13 protein-coding genes are annotated in these 17,934 nt (G+C 40.3%); 5 read left to right on the top strand and 8 right to left on the bottom strand.

Going from position 1 to position 17,934, the window contains the following annotated elements; genetic code table 11:
- Positions 1-16 precede the first annotated feature (16 nt).
- Positions 17-1,606, top strand: coding sequence for a S41 family peptidase (locus NMU02_RS10040; protein WP_255027733.1), 1,590 nt, complete (start codon positions 17-19; stop codon positions 1,604-1,606).
- Between the two features lie 131 nt (positions 1,607-1,737).
- Here NMU02_RS10040 and argS read toward each other — a convergent pair whose 3' ends face one another.
- The 3 genes from argS to upp all read right to left on the bottom strand — a co-directional run bounded on the left by argS (position 1,738) and on the right by upp (position 5,555).
- The gene (gene argS, locus NMU02_RS10035; RefSeq protein ID WP_255027732.1) at positions 1,738-3,531 is read right to left on the bottom strand and encodes an arginine--tRNA ligase; all 1,794 of its coding nucleotides are present in this window, start codon (positions 3,529-3,531) and stop codon (positions 1,738-1,740) included.
- A 167-nt stretch (positions 3,532-3,698) separates the two neighbouring features.
- Positions 3,699-4,826, bottom strand: coding sequence for an N-acetyltransferase (locus NMU02_RS10030; protein WP_255027731.1), 1,128 nt, complete (start codon positions 4,824-4,826; stop codon positions 3,699-3,701).
- Positions 4,827-4,901: 75 nt separating this feature from the next.
- Positions 4,902-5,555 carry a uracil phosphoribosyltransferase gene (gene upp, locus NMU02_RS10025; protein WP_255027730.1) on the bottom strand — a complete coding sequence of 218 codons (654 nt, stop codon included), beginning with the start codon at positions 5,553-5,555 and terminating at the stop codon, positions 4,902-4,904.
- A gap of 233 nt (positions 5,556-5,788) precedes the next feature.
- On the opposite strand from upp, the gene pckA reads away from it, so the two are divergent.
- Positions 5,789-7,393 carry a phosphoenolpyruvate carboxykinase (ATP) gene (gene pckA, locus NMU02_RS10020; RefSeq protein ID WP_255027729.1) on the top strand — a complete coding sequence of 535 codons (1,605 nt, stop codon included), beginning with the start codon at positions 5,789-5,791 and terminating at the stop codon, positions 7,391-7,393.
- A 96-nt stretch (positions 7,394-7,489) separates the two neighbouring features.
- Here pckA and NMU02_RS10015 read toward each other — a convergent pair whose 3' ends face one another.
- A complete protein-coding gene (locus NMU02_RS10015) occupies positions 7,490-8,275 on the bottom strand; it encodes a class I SAM-dependent methyltransferase (protein WP_255027728.1) in 786 nt (261 codons plus the stop codon).
- A 203-nt stretch (positions 8,276-8,478) separates the two neighbouring features.
- On the opposite strand from NMU02_RS10015, the gene mutS reads away from it, so the two are divergent.
- From mutS to NMU02_RS10000, 3 genes are read left to right on the top strand one after another with little or no spacing between them, the layout of a single operon-like run.
- The gene (gene mutS, locus NMU02_RS10010; RefSeq protein WP_435522036.1) at positions 8,479-11,064 is read left to right on the top strand and encodes a DNA mismatch repair protein MutS; all 2,586 of its coding nucleotides are present in this window, start codon (positions 8,479-8,481) and stop codon (positions 11,062-11,064) included.
- Between the two features lie 24 nt (positions 11,065-11,088).
- Positions 11,089-12,339 (top strand): peptidase U32 family protein, encoded by a 1,251-nt coding sequence (locus NMU02_RS10005; protein WP_255027726.1) that lies wholly within the window; start codon positions 11,089-11,091, stop codon positions 12,337-12,339.
- Positions 12,340-12,353: 14 nt separating this feature from the next.
- Positions 12,354-12,869, top strand: coding sequence for a GNAT family N-acetyltransferase (locus tag NMU02_RS10000; RefSeq protein ID WP_255027725.1), 516 nt, complete (start codon positions 12,354-12,356; stop codon positions 12,867-12,869).
- Between the two features lie 204 nt (positions 12,870-13,073).
- Here the strand turns inward: NMU02_RS10000 and NMU02_RS09995 are convergent, their stop codons facing one another.
- From NMU02_RS09995 to NMU02_RS09980, 4 genes are read right to left on the bottom strand one after another with little or no spacing between them, the layout of a single operon-like run.
- Complete coding sequence (locus tag NMU02_RS09995) at positions 13,074-15,170, bottom strand: M3 family metallopeptidase (RefSeq protein ID WP_255027724.1); 2,097 nt, start codon at positions 15,168-15,170, stop codon at positions 13,074-13,076.
- Between the two features lie 10 nt (positions 15,171-15,180).
- Positions 15,181-16,308: an endonuclease/exonuclease/phosphatase family protein gene (locus NMU02_RS09990; RefSeq protein WP_255027723.1), complete on the bottom strand. Its 1,128-nt coding sequence runs from the start codon at positions 16,306-16,308 to the stop codon at positions 15,181-15,183.
- Positions 16,305-17,186, bottom strand: a complete 882-nt coding sequence (locus tag NMU02_RS09985; protein WP_255027722.1) for a rhomboid family protein — start codon at positions 17,184-17,186, stop codon at positions 16,305-16,307. The genes NMU02_RS09990 and NMU02_RS09985 overlap by 4 nt, the downstream gene beginning before the upstream one ends.
- Positions 17,170-17,871, bottom strand: a complete 702-nt coding sequence (locus NMU02_RS09980) for a rhomboid family intramembrane serine protease (RefSeq protein WP_255027721.1) — start codon at positions 17,869-17,871, stop codon at positions 17,170-17,172. The genes NMU02_RS09985 and NMU02_RS09980 overlap by 17 nt, the downstream gene beginning before the upstream one ends.
- Between the last annotated feature and the right edge of the window lie 63 nt (positions 17,872-17,934).

Here is a 17,934-nt window from a genome sequence, read left to right as displayed (position 1 = left end):
TAAATAAAATCGAATAATGAAAAAAAGCATGATTTTTCTGATAGCGTTTTGCTGCGTTTTTTTCGCGCACGCTCAACGTCAATCGGAAGCTAATAAAAAATTGAGTTTGGCTGCTTATGCTGTGGCAAATCTCTATGTTGATGACGTAGATGAAAATAAACTTACCGAGGATGCCATACGGGGTATGCTCAAGCAACTCGATCCGCACTCGGTATATGTTACGGCTGAAGATCAGAAGGATATCGAAGCATCGATGCAAGGTAATTTCGATGGTATAGGCATTCAGTTCAATATGAATAACGACACGCTTTATGTCGTTCAGACTGTTCCCGGTGGTCCTTCCGAAAAGGTAGGAATTATGGCTGGTGACCGTATTATTGCGGTAAATGATACGGTAATTGCAGGAGTAAAGATGAAGAATACCGATATTATGAAGCGTTTGCGGGGAACCAGAGGCAGTAAAGTAAATGTTAAGGTTTTGCGCCGCGGAGTCGCAACTCCGTTAAATTTTAGGATAACTCGTGACCAAATTCCGATTCATAGTGTAGATGCCGCCTATATGATCGATAAAAATACTGGTTATATCCGGTTGAATCGTTTTGCGGGAAATACCAGTAAAGAGGTTTCCGATGCCATAAAAAAATTGAAAAAATCGGGAATGAAAAATCTTATTTTCGACTTGCAAGGGAACGGAGGAGGATATTTGAAAGCGGCGTTCGATGTTGCGAACGAATTTCTGTCGAAAGGAGAATCTGTAGTTAATACACAAGGACGCCATTCTAAAGATACCAGTTTCAAAGCCGACGGATCAGGACAATTTAAAGAAGGTAAAATAATTTTCTTGGTCGATGAAGGCTCGGCCTCGGCCTCGGAGATTGTATCTGGAGCGATACAAGATTGGGATAGGGGCGTTATCGTGGGTCGGCGTACCTTTGGGAAGGGATTGGTACAAAGAGAATTACCGTTTGCCGATGGCTCGGTTATCAGATTGACTACTGCTCGGTATTATACGCCTTCGGGAAGGTGTATACAAAAACCTTATGAAAAAGGGGATAACGAAGATTACCAGAAAGATCTTATCAATCGGTATAATAATGGAGAATTGTCGAATGCCGATAGTATTCATTTTCCTGATTCCCTGAAATATACGACTTTGAAAAATCATCGTACAGTATATGGAGGCGGAGGTATTATGCCCGATTATTTTGTCCCTCTGGATACTACGTTTTATACCGATTATCATCGGGATTTGGTCGCTAAAGGTATTCTCAACCAATATATAATTTCTTATATCGATACTCATCGAAAAGAGTTAACGTCGAAATATAAAAACCTTGATAAATATATTTCTCAATTCCAGGTGTCTGAAGATATGTTGAATGGACTTATTGAGGCTGGTAAAAAAGATAGTATTACCTATAATGAAAAGCAGTTTGAGATATCGAAACCGATAATTCAGCAACAATTAAAGGCTCTTATTGCCCGGGATCTTTTCGATATGGAAGCTTATTTTAAAATTATAAATCAGATAAGCGATTCTTATCGTAAGGCTCTCGAGATAATCGGTAATAATGAGGAATACGATAAGCTGCTGAAAGGAAAGTAAAAAAGAGATTTATTTTGTAGTTGTAATAAGGGCGGAACAATCGCAGTAGCCGGTTATTCCGCCCTTTTATTTATAAAGAAACCCGGTTACCTGTAAGGCAACCGGGTTTCTTTAAATATATCGGAGGTATATTACATTCTGTCGGGAACTTCTATTCCCAAGAGTTTCATCCCGGATTTAACGATTTTCGCTACATTCCGAGAAAGCAATAACCGGAAATTTCGTATTTCTTCATTTTCCTCGCGTAGAATGGAAAAATCGTGATAAAACTGATTATACTCTTTTACCAAATCGTAAATATAATTTGCAATAAGAGCTGGGCTATATTGAGACCCTGCATCGCTGACGATCGCCGCATAGTCGGCTAGATGTTGTACCAATGAAATTTCTTTATCGGAAAGATTGATTTCTTCCGAAGCTTTTGAGGGTAGAGTTATTCCGCTATCGGCTGCTTTCCTCAAGACCGAACAGATACGTGCATGAGTGTACTGTATAAATGGACCGGTGTTTCCGTTGAAATCGATCGATTCCTGAGGGTCGAATAACATATTTTTTCGAGGATCTACTTTCAGAATAAAGTATTTCAATGCGCCCAATCCGACCATGCGGGCTATACCGGCAGCTTCTTCTTCGCTACAATCATCGAGTTTGCCGAGTTCGGCCGATGTTTCCCGAGCTGTTTTTATCATTTCATCCATCAGATCGTCTGCATCGACAACAGTTCCTTCTCTCGATTTCATTTTCCCGTTAGGCAGTTCTACCATACCGTACGAAAAATGAACAAGGCTTTTCCCCCAACTGAACCCTAACTTATCGAGTAGTATAGAAAGCACTTGAAAGTGGTAATTTTGTTCATTTCCTACGACATAAATCATTTTGTCGATGGGGTAATCTCTGAAACGGAGTTTTGCCGTACCGATGTCCTGTGTCATATATACCGATGTGCCATCGCTTCTTAACAGAAGTTTATGATCGAGCCCTTCAGCTGTGAGATCGGCCCAAACCGAACCGTCTTCCTTTCGGTACATAATACCTTTTTCGAGGCCTTCGATTACTTTTTCTTTTCCTTCGAGATAAGTTTCCGATTCGTAATATATTTTATCGAAATCTACTCCCATCATTTTATACGTGTCATCAAACCCGTCATATACCCAATGGTTCATGGTACGCCATAAGGAAACGACGTCTTTGTCTCCGGCTTCCCACTTGCGAAGCATTTCACGGGCTTCGGCCATTAAAACCGATGCCGTTTCGGCTTCTTCTTTGGTCATCCCTTTAGCTTGCAGATCGTTCAACTCTTCTTTGTATTTTTTATCGAAAAGGACATAAAAATCGCCGATGAGATGATCGCCTTTTTTACCGCTGCTTTCAGGAGTTACGCCATTTCCCCATTTTTGCCAAGCAAGCATCGATTTACAGATGTGAATTCCCCGGTCGTTCACGATATTTGTTTTTACGACCTTCATACCGTTTGCTTTCAATATTTCAGATATACTGTAACCCAAAAGATTGTTACGAACGTGCCCTAAATGGAGAGGTTTATTGGTGTTGGGAGAGGAATATTCTACCATAACAAGCGGAGAATTTTCCCCGGCCTTTTTCAGTCCGTACGAATCGTCGGCATTGATGTCGTTAAGTTGTTCTACCCATGAAGACGGGGCAATTATCAAATTCAGAAAACCTTTAATAACATTATATGAGGCGATTGCAGGCTCATTTTTTATCAGATATTCGCCTATCTCCTTAGCTGTAGCTTCTGGATTTTTTCGGGAAGCTTTCAGATAGGGAAATACGACGAGTGTAAGGTGACCTTCAAATTCTTTTTTTGTTTTTTGTAGCTGTACGGCTGACCCTTCGGGTGAGATATTGTAAAGTTCCCCGAGAGCTTTAACTACCGCATCGGTAATTTTATTTTCTATCTTCATATCGGTATATTATTTAGCTGCTGTGAATTAGGATGCAAAGATAAATGTTTTTTGATGAATTACAGCATGTTTAATCGGATGTAACGGTAAAGAGCTCTTTTTAAACGAGAACGATCGACCTTAAGAGGTCGATCGTTGCAATATATAAAACGATTGTACATGCAGGTTTATATTTTTTTGAGGTAAGCTCTTCGGCGTTTATGTTGTTTGTTTTCGAAATATTGCCATTGAGACTGTACTTTCCCGTTTTCTTCGAGTTCGGGATTACTTTCAGCGTATTTATATCCATTTTTGATAAATACGGGGATCAGATCGGAGAAAAGCAGCGCATTGGCTCCTGTATTTTGGTAATCGGGACGTATGGCAACCAGTAAAAGATCGACAATGTCGTTTTTTCCGCGAAGAGCTTTGAGGATATGTATAAAACCGAACGGGAATAATTTTCCTTTAGCCTTCTGCATAGCCCTGGTCATCGAAGGTATTGCGATACCGACACCAATAAGGTCTTTTTCTTCGTTAATGATGAGGGTAACATTTTCGAGTCTTACCATAGGCAGATACATTTTTATGTAATAATCGATCTGTCTTTGATTTAAAGGAGAGTAGCCGTATAAATTGGCATAAGCGTCGTTGATAAGTTCGAATATTTTTTGCCCGTAATCTTTTACCAGTTTTTTCGAAGAGGTATATTTTACGATATCGAGTTTGTATTTTGTTTTTACGATATTGGCTATGCGCTGATGTTTCTCGGGAATAGATTCCGGAACAAAAATTTTAAATTCAACCCAATCTACGTCTTTTTCATATCCCAGTTTCGTGATATGCTCGATATAGTAGGGATAATTATAAATGGCCACCATTGTCCCGATCTGATCGAATCCTTCGACCAACAATCCTTCTGGGTCCATATCGGTGAATCCGAGGGGTCCATTCACTTCTTCCATCCCTTTTTCCCGAGCCCATGTTTCTACGGCATTGAACAGGGCTTTACTAACATCGGGATCGTCTATAAAATCGACGAATCCGAAGCGGGCGGTTTTTCGACCGGTCTTTTCGTTTACCCGATTATTGATGATGCCCGCTATGCGTCCAACGGGTATTTCACCGTCGAATGCCATATAATAAACCGATTCGCAATATTCAAAAGCCGGATTGGTGTCGGCATTCAGAGTATTTACTTCGTCGTATATTAGTTGAGGAACAGCGTACGGATTATTTTTATATAAATCGATATTAAAACGTGCAAACTTTTTTAATTCTCGTTTTCCCGAAATCTCTCTAATGGTTATGCCCATGTTGTGTTGCAATTAAAAAACAATGATTTTGCAAATATAGATTATTATTTTGAAAAATAAACAAATAGGCCGATCTTATTCTTTTTCTCCGTAAGCCAGATCTCCGGCGTCTCCCAAGCCCGGAACGATGTAAGAATGTTCGTCGAGTTCGGGATCGATAGCTGCTACCCAAACTGTTGTTTTGTCATCGGGAAAATGTTCTTTTACATAATCGATCGCTTTCTGGCTGGCGATGATAGAGGCAACGTGTATATGTCGAGGGTTTCCTTTGGTAAGAAGAGCTCTGTAAGCCAGTTCCATCGATCCCCCCGTGGCCAGCATCGGGTCGGTAATTATTAGAACTTTCCCGTCGATTCGAGGGGAGGCGATATATTCGATAAATATTTCGAAATTAAGTTTGTCTTTATATTTACGGTAAGCAGAGACGAATGCATTTTCGGCCTTGTCGAAATAGTTGAGAAATCCCTGATGAAAAGGTACTCCAGCGCGTAAGATTGTAGCCAATACCAGCGAATCGTCGGATGTATTCACAATCGAGGTGCCTAAAGGAGTATTAATTTCTTTGGGACTATATTCGAGATCTTTGCTTAGCTCGTAAGACATTACTTCTCCAATGCGTTCGAGATTACGTCTGAATCTCAAACGGTCGTTTTGGGTATCGATGCAACGCAGTTCGGCGACAAACCGGTTCAACTCCGAGTTGGTCTCAGAAAAATTTACAATTTTCATGTATGACTGTGATTATATTTTTGCAAAGATAGATAATTCCGTTTATTCTGATACAAAACCGAAGGAAAATTGGTTTGTTACAGAGGTATTTGGATAATGAAATAAAAAAAACGGACAATTACTGAAAAATTTCTTTAATTGGAGAGCTACTTCTTATATTTTTATTAATTTTGCCACGGATTTCAGAAAGAGATAATAAACAAGATAAGTTAATCATTTAATCAAAACAAAAGATGGCTACATTAGATTTAACAAAGTACGGGATTACCGGTGTAAAGGAAATCGTACACAATCCGTCTTACGATGTTTTGTTCGCTGAAGAAACAAAACCGGGTTTGGAAGGCTTTGAAAAAGGTCAGGCTACCGAAATGGGTGCAGTAAATGTAATGACTGGTATTTACACCGGTCGTTCTCCTAAAGATAAATTCCTGGTAAAAGACGCTACCAGCGAAAATACTGTATGGTGGACTTCAGATGACTATAAAAACGATAACAAACCGGTTACAACCGAGACTTGGAAAGTTTTGAAAGATTTGGCTGCTAAAGAATTGTCAAATAAAAAATTGTATGTTGTTGATGGTTATTGCGGTGCAAACGAAGCTACTCGTCTGAAAGTACGTTTCATCATGGAGGTAGCATGGCAGGCTCATTTTGTTACCAACATGTTTATCCGTCCTTCTAAAGAAGAATTGGAAACTTTCGAGCCGGATTTTATTGTATATAATGCTTCTAAAGCAAAAGTAGATAATTTTAAAGAACTGGGTCTGAATTCTGAAACAGCTGTCGTATTCAACCTGACTACTAAAGAACAGGTAATTCTGAATACTTGGTATGGCGGTGAAATGAAAAAAGGTATGTTCTCTATGATGAACTACTTTAATCCTTTGCGTGGTATAGCTTCTATGCACTGTTCGGCTAATACCGATAAAGAAGGTAAGAGCACGGCTATCTTCTTCGGATTGTCCGGTACCGGTAAAACAACTCTTTCAACCGACCCGAAACGTGAATTGATCGGCGACGACGAACATGGCTGGGACGATGAAGGCGTATTTAATTATGAAGGCGGTTGCTATGCAAAAGTTATCAACCTCGATAAAGACAGCGAACCCGATATCTGGAATGCAATCAAACGTGATGCTCTCCTCGAGAATGTTACTGTAGATGCAAACGGTAAAATCGACTTTACCGATAAGAGCACAACAGAAAATACACGTGTATCTTATCCAATTTATCATATCGAAAATATTGTAAAACCGGTTTCTAAAGGACCTCATGCAAAACAGGTTATTTTCTTGTCTGCCGATGCTTTCGGTGTATTGCCTCCTGTTTCTATCCTGAGTCCTGAACAGGCACAATATTATTTCTTGTCTGGTTTTACTGCTAAATTGGCCGGTACAGAACGTGGTATTACCGAACCGACTCCTACTTTCTCTGCATGTTTCGGTGCAGCTTTCTTGAGTTTGCATCCTACTAAATATGCTGAAGAACTGGTGAAGAAAATGACAAAAACAGGTGCAAAAGCTTATTTGGTAAATACCGGTTGGAATGGAACAGGAAAACGTATCTCGATTAAAGATACTCGCGGTATTATCGATGCTATCCTCGACGGTTCTATCGATAAAGCTCCTACGAAAACGATACCTTATTTCGATTTTGTAGTACCGACCGCCCTTCCGGGTGTAGATCCCAAAATCCTCGATCCTCGCGATACTTACAATTGTGCTTGCGAATGGGATGAAAAAGCAAAAGATCTTGCACAACGTTTCATTAAGAACTTTGCTAAGTTTACAGGAAACGAAGCCGGAAAAGCTTTGGTTGCTGCTGGTCCTAAATTGTAATTAAAAGGAAACAGGTTTACTTGATAAATAAAAAAGAGAGCGACATTGTCGCTCTCTTTTTTATTTATATTTTGTGAGAAATTTCGATATAGAGAATTATTGGTCGTTACAAGTGAGTAGATAAAAACAAGAAGTAACGAAAAAATTGCGTAGGTACGGGATTTTACCCATGGCAGATGATAACAAACGGGGACGCATCCCGAATTTTATTTCGTAATGAGGATTTATAAAATAAAACCGCTCGTCGATAATCTTATATGCCGTTTTTCCGGCGACTTTTCGGAAACATTCTATACTCGTGCGGCATTTTTTAATTTCTTTGAGCTCTTCGATATAGCCGGGGGTCTCTCCGCAGAGTTTCAGGAAGCCGGGGTATAAAAAACCGGGAAGCAGGTGTACGAATGGCAGACGTGAAGTGATGCGGCTATGCCCGATTTGTTGATGTCCGCCAAATGGCATTTGCCATGCCGGGAATCCGAAAAATAGAATTCCGTCGGGTTTCAGAAAACGTTTGATATGTTCCAAAAATGAGATTTTATCGGCAATGTGTTCGATTACATCGTGAATAAGTACGATATCGAAAGTTTCCTGAAGAGTATTTACCGAAAATATATCTGAAGCCAGCAAATTTCCTTCGATTCCTTTTTTATCGAAAAATTCGCGAGCTTGTTTAATTCGGTTAACCGAAAGATCTACTCCTGTAATGCGGCATCCTTTTTCGTAAAACGGAATTAAATTTCCACCTTCGCCGCATCCTATTTCCAATACATTGCAATGTGAACCCAATGTGCGGAACTTTTCTATGTACGGAACATAATATTTCCGGCTTGTAACGCTGAGTTCGTCAAAATACTGGGTACGATCGGTATGTCTTCTCTGCATGGTTTTAATATATATTTTACAAATATAAAATTAAAATGGAGACTGTGAAAATAATTCCGAGTATATTGTTTTTGAGTGAAAATGATCTTTCTTAAAGGAAAAAAAAGGGTTTCGTGGCCCGAATTTCATTATTCATTATTAAATTTGTTACCTCAACATAAACACGAAAAACCTTGGCAAAAGCAATTGTCGAAACCCCTTTGATGAAACAATACATCGAGATGAAAGAAAAACATCCCGATGCTATCCTTCTTTTCCGTGTCGGTGATTTTTATGAGACTTTCTCGGAAGATGCCATCACCGCTTCCGAAATATTAGGAATAACACTTACAAGAAGGGCCAACGGAGCGGCACAGTATGTAGAATTGGCCGGTTTCCCTCATCACGCCCTCGATACTTATTTGCCTAAACTGGTAAGAGCCGGTAAAAGAGTCGCAATTTGCGAACAACTTGAAGATCCGAAGCTTACTAAAAAATTGGTGAAAAGAGGAATTACGGAGCTGGTAACTCCCGGCGTATCGATTAATGATAATATACTTAATCATAAAGAGAATAATTTTTTATCCGGAGTCCATTTTGGGAAGAACGGGATATGCGGTGTCGCTTTTCTCGATATTTCTACCGGAGAGTTTTTGACGGCCGAAGGAAATTACGATTATATCGATAAGTTATTAAATAATTTCGCTCCTAAAGAAGTTTTATTCGAAAGGAGTAAACGGCAACAATTCGAAGAACATTTCGGGTCTCGTTTTTTTACTTTCGAACTCGATGACTGGGTATTTACAGAAGAAGCTGCAACCGATCGGTTACTGAAACACTTTGAAACCCGTAATTTGAAAGGATTCGGAGTGCAGAATCTTAAAAACGGGATTGTTGCGTCGGGTTGTTTGTTATATTATCTCGATATAACGCAGCATAAACAAATATCGCATATAACGTCTCTTTCCCGTATAGAGGAAGAACGGTATGTGCGTCTCGATAAATTTACCGTACGTAGCCTCGAGTTATTGAATACGATGAATGAGGGTGGAAAAAGTCTGCTCGATGTCATCGATCGCACGACTAGCCCGATGGGGGCACGTTTGCTAAAGCGCTGGATTGTTTTTCCTCTGAAAGACGTTCAGCCGATAAACGACCGTCTCGAGGTGGTGGAGTATTTTTTTAAAGAGCCCGATCTGCGTGATGCTCTCGAGCAACAACTTTCTCTCATTGGGGATGTGGAACGTATTATATCGAAGGTTGCCGTAGGCCGTATCTCTCCTCGTGAAATGGTGCAGTTGAGGGTGGCTTTATCTGCGTTGGAGCCGATAAAAAATCTTTGTGAGAGAGCTGAAGAACCCGTTCTGAAGCGTATCGGTGATCAGTTGAATCCTTGTGCCGTTATTCGTGACCGCATTGCCCGTGAAATCAATCCCGACGCACCGTCCCTGATTAATCGCGGCGGTATCATTGCAAAAGGGGTAAATGCAGAACTCGACGAGTTGCGGGAAATGGCGTATTCGGGAAAAGATTATCTGTTGCATATACAGCAGCGGGAGATAGAGCGCACAGGCATTCCCAGTTTGAAAATCAGTTTCAATAACGTTTTCGGATATTATATCGAGGTACGTAATACTCATAAAGATAAAGTTCCGGAAGAGTGGATAAGGAAACAGACATTGGTAAATGCGGAGCGGTATATTACCCAAGAATTAAAAGAGTATGAAGAGAAAATATTGGGGGCCGAGGAAAAGATTCTTTCTCTCGAAACGCGATTGTTTAACGAATTGGTCGTTGCGCTAACCGAATATATTCCGGCAATACAGCACAATGCTAATTTAATCGCAAGGCTCGATTGTCTGCTGTCTTTCGCTACGATTGCGCGAGAAAACAAATATATACGCCCTGAAGTAAATGAAAGTGATGAGATCGATATCAAGGAAGGCCGTCATCCTGTGATCGAAAAACAACTTCCTCCCGGTGAAAAGTATGTTTCCAATAATGTTCTGTTAAATAATGATACTCAACAAATTATTATGATAACAGGACCCAATATGGCGGGAAAGTCGGCATTACTCAGGCAGACGGCTCTTATTGTGATCTTGGCTCAGATCGGGTGTTTCGTTCCGGCGGAAGCTGCCCGTATCGGAGTTGTAGATAAAGTATTTACCCGTGTGGGCGCATCTGATAATATATCTCTTGGTGAATCTACTTTTATGGTAGAAATGAACGAGGCTGCAGATATTCTGAACAACCTTTCGAACCGTAGTCTTGTTTTGTTTGACGAATTAGGACGCGGCACGAGTACATATGACGGTATTTCTATCGCTTGGGCCATTGTAGAGCATATTCACGAACATCCCCGGGCACGAGCCAAGACTCTTTTCGCTACCCATTATCATGAGTTGAATGAAATGGAGCGAACTTATAAACGTATCGCTAATTTTAATGTGTCGGTAAAAGAGGTAGATAATAAAGTGATTTTCCTGAGGAAACTCGTAAGAGGAGGGAGTGAACATAGTTTTGGTATACATGTCGCTAAAATGGCGGGGATGCCTCAAAGCATTGTAAAACGAGCCGGACAGATATTGAAACAGCTCGAAAGCGATAATCAGAATAACGGGATATCGAAACCTACCCGGGAAATTGCGACACAACGGGAAGGGATGCAATTGAGTTTCTTTCAGCTCGATGATCCGGTATTGAGTCAGATTCGGGATGAAATCGTTACCCTCGATATCAATAATCTTACTCCTATGGAGGCTTTGAATAAACTAAACGAAATACGAAAGATTATTACCGGAAAGTAATTTTTCTGACAATATTATAATTAAATGAAGATATCCGATTTTGAAATTATGGCTCCGGTAGGTTCCTATGAATCGTTGACTGCTGCCATACAAGGAGGAGCCGATTCGGTATATTTCGGGATCGAGGGATTGAATATGCGGGCTCGCTCATCGAATAATTTTACGATGGAAGATCTGCATGAGATCGCCCGCATTTGTCGTGAAAACGGAATGAAGAGTTACCTTACCGTAAACACGGTCATATACGATAACGATCTCGATCTTATGAGGCAAATTATCGATGCTGCCGGAAAAGCCGGAATTTCGGCTATTATAGCCAGTGACGTAGCGGCTATGATGTATGCCCGCAGCATCGGGGTAGAGGTGCATCTTTCTACGCAATTGAATATTTCGAATGCCGAGGCGTTGAAATTTTATGCTCAGTTTGCAGATGTGGCTGTATTGGCCCGAGAATTGAACCTGGAGCAGGTGACCGCGATATACAAGGCGATATGTGATGAACAAATTAAAGGACCCGGTGGTAATCTCATGCGGATAGAAATGTTTTGCCACGGGGCTTTATGTATGGCGGTGTCGGGAAAATGTTATCTGAGTTTGCATGAAATGAACGCTTCTGCTAACCGTGGAGCTTGTATGCAGATATGCCGGCGCGCATATACGGTTAAAGATCGCGACAGTGAAGTAGAGCTCGATATAGAAAACGAATATATCATGTCTCCCAAGGATCTGAAAACGATACATTTTATAAATAAAATGGTAGAGTCGGGTGTACGGGTATTTAAAATAGAGGGACGGGCACGAAGCGCCGAATACGTGCGTACGGTAGTAGAATGTTATCGTGAAGCGATTGAGTCTTGTGTAGAGGGTACTTTTACTGATGAAAAGATTGCTACATGGGACGACCGTCTCGCGACAGTTTTTAATCGGGGATTCTGGAACGGTTATTATTTGGGGCAGCGCCTTGGGGAATGGAGTCGTAATTATGGTTCTGGAGCGACAAAAAGAAAGGTTTATCTCGGTAAAGGGATTAAATATTTCTCGAAACTGGGTGTGGCCGAATTCCAGATGGAGACAAATTCCCTGAAAGTGGGTGATGAGATTTTAATCACGGGGCCGACGACAGGGGCTGTAACGAAAATTGTCGATGAAATACGCGTTGATCTAAAATCTGTTCCGGAAACGGTAAAAGGGGAACGTTTTTCGATTAAACTCGATGAGAAAATTCGGCCGTCGGATAAACTTTTTAAATGGGAACCCGTTACTCCCGGTTCTTAAAGATAAATGAGAACATGCTTGAATTTCGTAAAGCGGTCTTAGATGATGTCTCGCGGGTATATGCATTAAAGCAAAAAATGCTCGGGTATAAGTATCCCGGATTTAGTTGGAGCGAGTCTTATCCAACGGAAGAGGTTTTTAGAAATGATATTCTGCGCGGGGAGATGTATGTGCTTGAATCGGGAACGGGGGACTTATTAGGTGCTGTTTCGGTAAATGAAATACATGACGACCATTATAACTGTGTTTTGTGGGAGGGACAAACGCCCGTGTTTTATATCCACCGGCTTTTTGTAGATCCCTGTCGCAGGGGCGAACATCTCGGTGAAGAAATATTGCGAAATGTCATCGAACGCATGCGCGCAAACGGTTATCGTACGGCACGACTCGATACGTTTTCCGAAAATCGTTCAGCACAGAAATTATACCATCGAATGGGCTTCAACTTGAGAGGGGTTATTCCTTTAACCGGTAAGATCGGTTTATTTTACGCATACGAACTTTGTTTGCAAAATTATTTGGGAATTTAATAGCCTGTATTATTCTTTATCAGACTGCTATGTTCTGTTTTCTATGTAGATTTTTTATGATATGATTCTATTGTTCAGAAGTATGACTTTTTGTGATAAAGATAAAGGTATAGAAAAAGTGTTTGTAAAAATAAAAAAATTAAAAATCCCGGAAAGCTTGAGAAAGACAGCCATTTCCGGGATTTTTTAGAGTGGTAAAAATTTTTATTTCAATCCTCTTATTTTCAATAAAGATTCGGGGTTCGGTTCGGCACCTCGGAATTGAATATATAATTTCATCGGATCTTCACTATCCCCTTTTTCGAGAACGTTACTGCGGAATGCTTTTGCCGTCGGTTGATCGAAAATCCCCTTTTCTACAAAAGCCTCGAAAGCATCGGCGTCGAGTACCTGTGCCCATAGATAACTATAGTACCCCACTGCATATTCACCACTGAAAATGTGACTGAAATAGGTACTGCGATATCGTAAGCCGATTTCGTCGATCAATCCCATTTCATTGACTGCTGCTTTTTCGAAAGCTCTTACGTCGAAATTCTGTTCTTTGTTAACTTCGTGCCATTTCATATCGAGAATGCCAGCAGCCAGGAATTCGGTTGTTTCGAAACCTTGGTTGAAAGTCGCTACTTTTTCTATTTTTGCGATAAGAGAATCTGGGATGGCTTCTCCAGTCTTGTAATTTTTGGCATATAGTTTCAGTACTTCCGGGTGGGTGGCCCAATGTTCCATAACCTGAGAGGGTAATTCTACGAAATCTTGCATGACATTGGTTCCGCTTACCGAAGGATAAGTACATTGAGTAAGCATACCGTGTAATGCGTGTCCGAATTCGTGGAAAAGAGTTTCTACTTCATCGAGGGTGAGTAATGAAGGAGAGTCTGCCGTGGGTTTAGTAAAGTTGCATACATTATATATTACCGGTCGTATTTCTTTTCCGTCCTTAATGTATTCTTCACGGAAAGCACTCATCCAAGCGCCTCCGCGTTTACCAGGTCGAGGAAAATAATCGGTATAGAATACGGCAAGATGTTTTCCGTCGGCATCTTTTACTTCATATACTTTTATATCGGGATGATAAACCGGCATATCTTTCAGTTCGGTAAAAGTTATTCCGTATAATTTATTAGCGACCATAAAAGCACCCTCACGTACATTATCGAGTTTAAAATAAGGTTTCAATTCCGATTCGTTGAGATTATATTGGTCCTGACGCAATTTCTCGGTATAATACCACCAATCCCAAGCAGCGAGTTTGAAATTGCCTCCTTCTTTATCGATCATTTTTTGCAATTCTGCCGCTTCGGCTTTTGCTTTTGGTAAAGCGCAACTCCATACCCTGTTCATCAACTGGGTTACATTAGCCGTATTTTTTGCCATGCGGTCGTCGAGGACAAAATCGGCGTAAGAGTCGAAGCCGAGTAAATGAGCTTTGCGTGTACGCAAATTAATGATATCGCTTACGATTTTTTTGTTATCGTATTTATTGTCGTTGTCGCTCCGGTTGATATAAGCTTTATAAATTTTCTCCCTCAAATCTCTGTTTTCAGCATATTGGAGGAAAGGGATTCGACTGGGCTCGTCGAGCGTAAATACCCACTTCCCGGATTTCCCTCTTGCCGCGGCTTCTTCAGCAGCGGCGGTTCTTGCGTTTTGAGGAATACCGGCAAGGTCGTTTTCGTTATCGATAACTAACTCGAAGGCGTTGTTTTCGGCCAGTACGTTATCTCCAAATTGAATGGAAAGTAACGCCAGTTTTTTATTTATATCTCTGAGTTCGATTTTATCACTATCGGAAAGTAGTGCTCCTGATCGTACAAATTTGCGGTAGTATTTATCGAGAACTCGTATTTGTTCACCGTCGAGGTTCATGTTTTCTCGGTTATCATATACTTTTTTTATGCGGGCAAACAAAGAATCGTTAAGGTAAATATTATCTTCGTGTTCCGATAAGATCGGAGACATTTCCTGAACGAGGCGTTGCAGGGTAGGATTCGTTTCGGCATCTGCTAATCCGTAAAATACGGGTAATACCCGACTGAGAATTTCCCCGCTGTAGTCGAGGGATTCTATCGTATTTTTAAAATCGGGAGTTTCGGGATTAGAAATGATTGCTTTTATTTCTTGGTTTTGTTGTTCGATCCCTTGTAAAATAGCCGGTTTGTAATCGGAAGTATCGATCTGCTCGAAAGGTGGTACCCCAAATGGAGTCTGAAATTCAGAGAGGAACGGATTTGTTTCTTTTTTCGATACGCAAGCTGTAATAATCATGATACAGGTAGTAATAAATAATAGGTTTCTCATATAAAATGAATTAAGGATTATTCTTGTTTTCGATATTGTCATTCCATACTAAAGTCGCTTTCACGGGATAATGATCCGACGCTTTTATGTCGCCGATATGAGTAGAAACGGCTTTTAGTGTTTTTCCGTAAAGAATATGATCGATACGGAACCAGAACATATTTTTATTATAGGTTATTCCGGGACCAAATCCTGTCGCTACATAGGCATCGTTAAGTTTGCCTCTCACTTTACGGTAGGTATAAGATTGCGGGATATCATTGAAATCTCCGCAAACGATAATGTTTTCGCCCGCATTTTTTATTTCATTGGCTATTTGTTCGGCCTGTATCGAGCGAAGTTTATAGGCTACACCCATTTTCTGAACCAGTCTTTCTTTAAATTGTCCGAGCATGTTGGTTTCGAGGTGTTTTATCATATATTGATACAGTTCCCGATCGCCCGATGTGAATTTGTTCGATTCGAGGTGGTTGTTTATGAGTGTCAGGATACGGCCGTTTACGTTTATTTTATATAACCACGAACTATTATAAGTCGAGTTTCCGAATACGATTTCCCTGGATTCGATAATCGGATATTTCGAATAACAGGCAATCCCCGATTTTGAATAAGGTGTTTTCGATTTTTCAGAAAAGATATGGTATGGATAATCGGATAGCCCTTTGTCGATTTGTTTTTCGGATATCATAGACCGATCATCCCCACAAGCGAATTCTTGCATACAAACGATATCGGCACCGCTTCGGGCGATATATTCTATAATTTTGTTGGGATGTTCGTGGGTATGCGGAGTGAGCGCATCGAAAGAGTTTACATTGTAGGTAAGTATTGTGAGAGAATCTTTCGAAGCCTGTTCTTTTGCAGTGCGGTGAAAAGGGGTATAATCATTGATAGAACGGTTGCAAGCCAGTAAGACGATAAGGGAAATAAGGAACCACCATTTTCTCTGGAGTGCCCAGAAAATAATGAATATTATATTCGCTATCAGAAAAAAAGGGAAAGCTAATCCCAGATATGACGGAACAACCGATCGAATGGGCGAAATAAGATATCCATAAGAAGCTATGACCATCAATGCGGCACAAATCAGATTCGTACCCAAGGCGAGGGCCATATATGTCATCTTAAAAAATTTCATTTTTTACCGGCATCAAATAGTTTTTTCTTTTCATCAGAAGAAAGAGCGCTATATCCCGATTTTTTAATCTTGTCGAGAATGCGGTCGATTTCTTCCATTTCGGCGTTCTTACGTGCATTATATTCCATGTCTGTTTCGGCCCTTTTGTATTTTATCTTCATTTTAGGGCGAGCAGTACGACCTTTGAATACGGTAACGATTTTATCTATACATATATTAATAAAACGAGTAATATCTTTTCCTTTTTTCCATTGCAGTGCGAAAATGATTCCGAGCAATGCTCCGCCTAAATGGGCTATATGCCCTCCTGCATTTGAAGATGTTATACTGAATATATCGATAAGGACGGTTATGATCGCGATGTATTTTAGAGATATAGCTCCTAAAAAAAGAAGGTTGACTTTGAAGTCGGGGACATAAACTGCTGTTGCCAATACAATTGCGAGTACCGACGCTGATGCTCCCATCAAACGGGCATCGATACCACTAAAATAAGGTAGAAAATTGTATGCTAATAAATATAAAATTGCACCTGAAATACCTCCTAAAAAATAGAGTGCCCCCATTTGTTTTTCACTGAAATAAGATAGAAATATCTGTCCGAACCAGTAAAACCAAAGCATATTGAATAGGATATGCCAAAAATCTTTATGGAGGAACATATATGTTATCAAAGTCCAGGGCCGGTGTAATAATTCGACCGGATTGGACGGTAATTGCAGATAGTCGTAAATTATAGAGCCGTCGATTCTGAATAAGAGTAAAAGTACTACAGCTAGTTTAAGTACCAGAAAGAGGGCTACATTTATAAAAATTAGTTTTATCAATAATGAGCCCGACTTGTATTGCATTTTCAGATTGTCAAAAATAGCTGCCATTCCCGAATCCTTTCTTTCTCCAGTATTTAATGATAAAGAACCCGAATAGCATACCTCCCAAATGTGCAAAATGAGCTACATTGTCTCCCGAGAAATTTCCTACTCCGAGGAAGAGTTCGAGTACACCATAGAAAATAACGAAATATTTCGCTTTAATAGGTATGGGTATGAACATGAGGAAAATCTGAGAATTGGGAAACAGCATACCGAAAGCGAGTAGAATGCCGAATACGGCACCTGAAGCGCCGATCGTGATTATATTGTTCAGTAAAAATTGTGTAGTTTCCCAACCTTGTACCATCGTAAGATGGGCAATTTGATCACGCAGCATGAAATACCAGGTTACTTCTTGTACGAGCCCGGCTCCGATCCCTGTAATCATGTAATAGATAAGAAATCGTTTGCTGCCCCAGACCATTTCGAGTGTACGTCCGAACATGAAGACGGAAAACATGTTGAAAAAAACATGTCCGATCGATCCGGGATCATGCATAAACATGTAAGTTACCAACTGTATCGCGTTGAAACTTTTTGCCTGAAAATAATGTAATCCCAAATATTGAACTAAATCGATCCCAGCTTTGGGAAGAACAATTGTTGCGAGCCAGAACAGAAAATTGATTATAATCAGATTTTTAGTAACTGGAGGTATTGAGCTGAAAAATCCTTGCTTATTTTGAAACATAAATTCGATTAGTTGTGTTATATATACAAACAGAGACAAAAATACTCAATATTTCGATATCAA

This window comes from Coprobacter tertius (assembly GCF_024330105.1).
GTDB lineage: Bacteria > Bacteroidota > Bacteroidia > Bacteroidales > Coprobacteraceae > Coprobacter > Coprobacter tertius.
This window is presented reverse-complemented; position numbering and strand designations above follow the sequence as displayed.

Excerpts from the sequence above, each read along its gene's own strand:
- NMU02_RS10005 (WP_255027726.1), top strand. The coding sequence starts at position 11,089 with ATGAAGATATCCGATTTTGAAATTATGGCTCCGGTAGGTTCCTATGAA.
- pckA (WP_255027729.1), top strand. The coding sequence starts at position 5,789 with ATGGCTACATTAGATTTAACAAAGTACGGGATTACCGGTGTAAAGGAA.
- upp (WP_255027730.1), bottom strand. The coding sequence starts at position 5,555 with ATGAAAATTGTAAATTTTTCTGAGACCAACTCGGAGTTGAACCGGTTT.
- NMU02_RS10015 (WP_255027728.1), bottom strand. The coding sequence starts at position 8,275 with ATGCAGAGAAGACATACCGATCGTACCCAGTATTTTGACGAACTCAGC.
- NMU02_RS09980 (WP_255027721.1), bottom strand. The coding sequence starts at position 17,871 with ATGTTTCAAAATAAGCAAGGATTTTTCAGCTCAATACCTCCAGTTACT.
- NMU02_RS10000 (WP_255027725.1), top strand. The coding sequence starts at position 12,354 with ATGCTTGAATTTCGTAAAGCGGTCTTAGATGATGTCTCGCGGGTATAT.
- argS (WP_255027732.1), bottom strand. The coding sequence starts at position 3,531 with ATGAAGATAGAAAATAAAATTACCGATGCGGTAGTTAAAGCTCTCGGG.
- NMU02_RS09985 (WP_255027722.1), bottom strand. The coding sequence starts at position 17,186 with ATGGCAGCTATTTTTGACAATCTGAAAATGCAATACAAGTCGGGCTCA.
- NMU02_RS09990 (WP_255027723.1), bottom strand. The coding sequence starts at position 16,308 with ATGAAATTTTTTAAGATGACATATATGGCCCTCGCCTTGGGTACGAAT.
- NMU02_RS10030 (WP_255027731.1), bottom strand. The coding sequence starts at position 4,826 with ATGGGCATAACCATTAGAGAGATTTCGGGAAAACGAGAATTAAAAAAG.
- mutS (WP_435522036.1), top strand. The coding sequence starts at position 8,479 with ATGAAACAATACATCGAGATGAAAGAAAAACATCCCGATGCTATCCTT.
- NMU02_RS09995 (WP_255027724.1), bottom strand. The coding sequence starts at position 15,170 with ATGAGAAACCTATTATTTATTACTACCTGTATCATGATTATTACAGCT.
- NMU02_RS10040 (WP_255027733.1), top strand. The coding sequence starts at position 17 with ATGAAAAAAAGCATGATTTTTCTGATAGCGTTTTGCTGCGTTTTTTTC.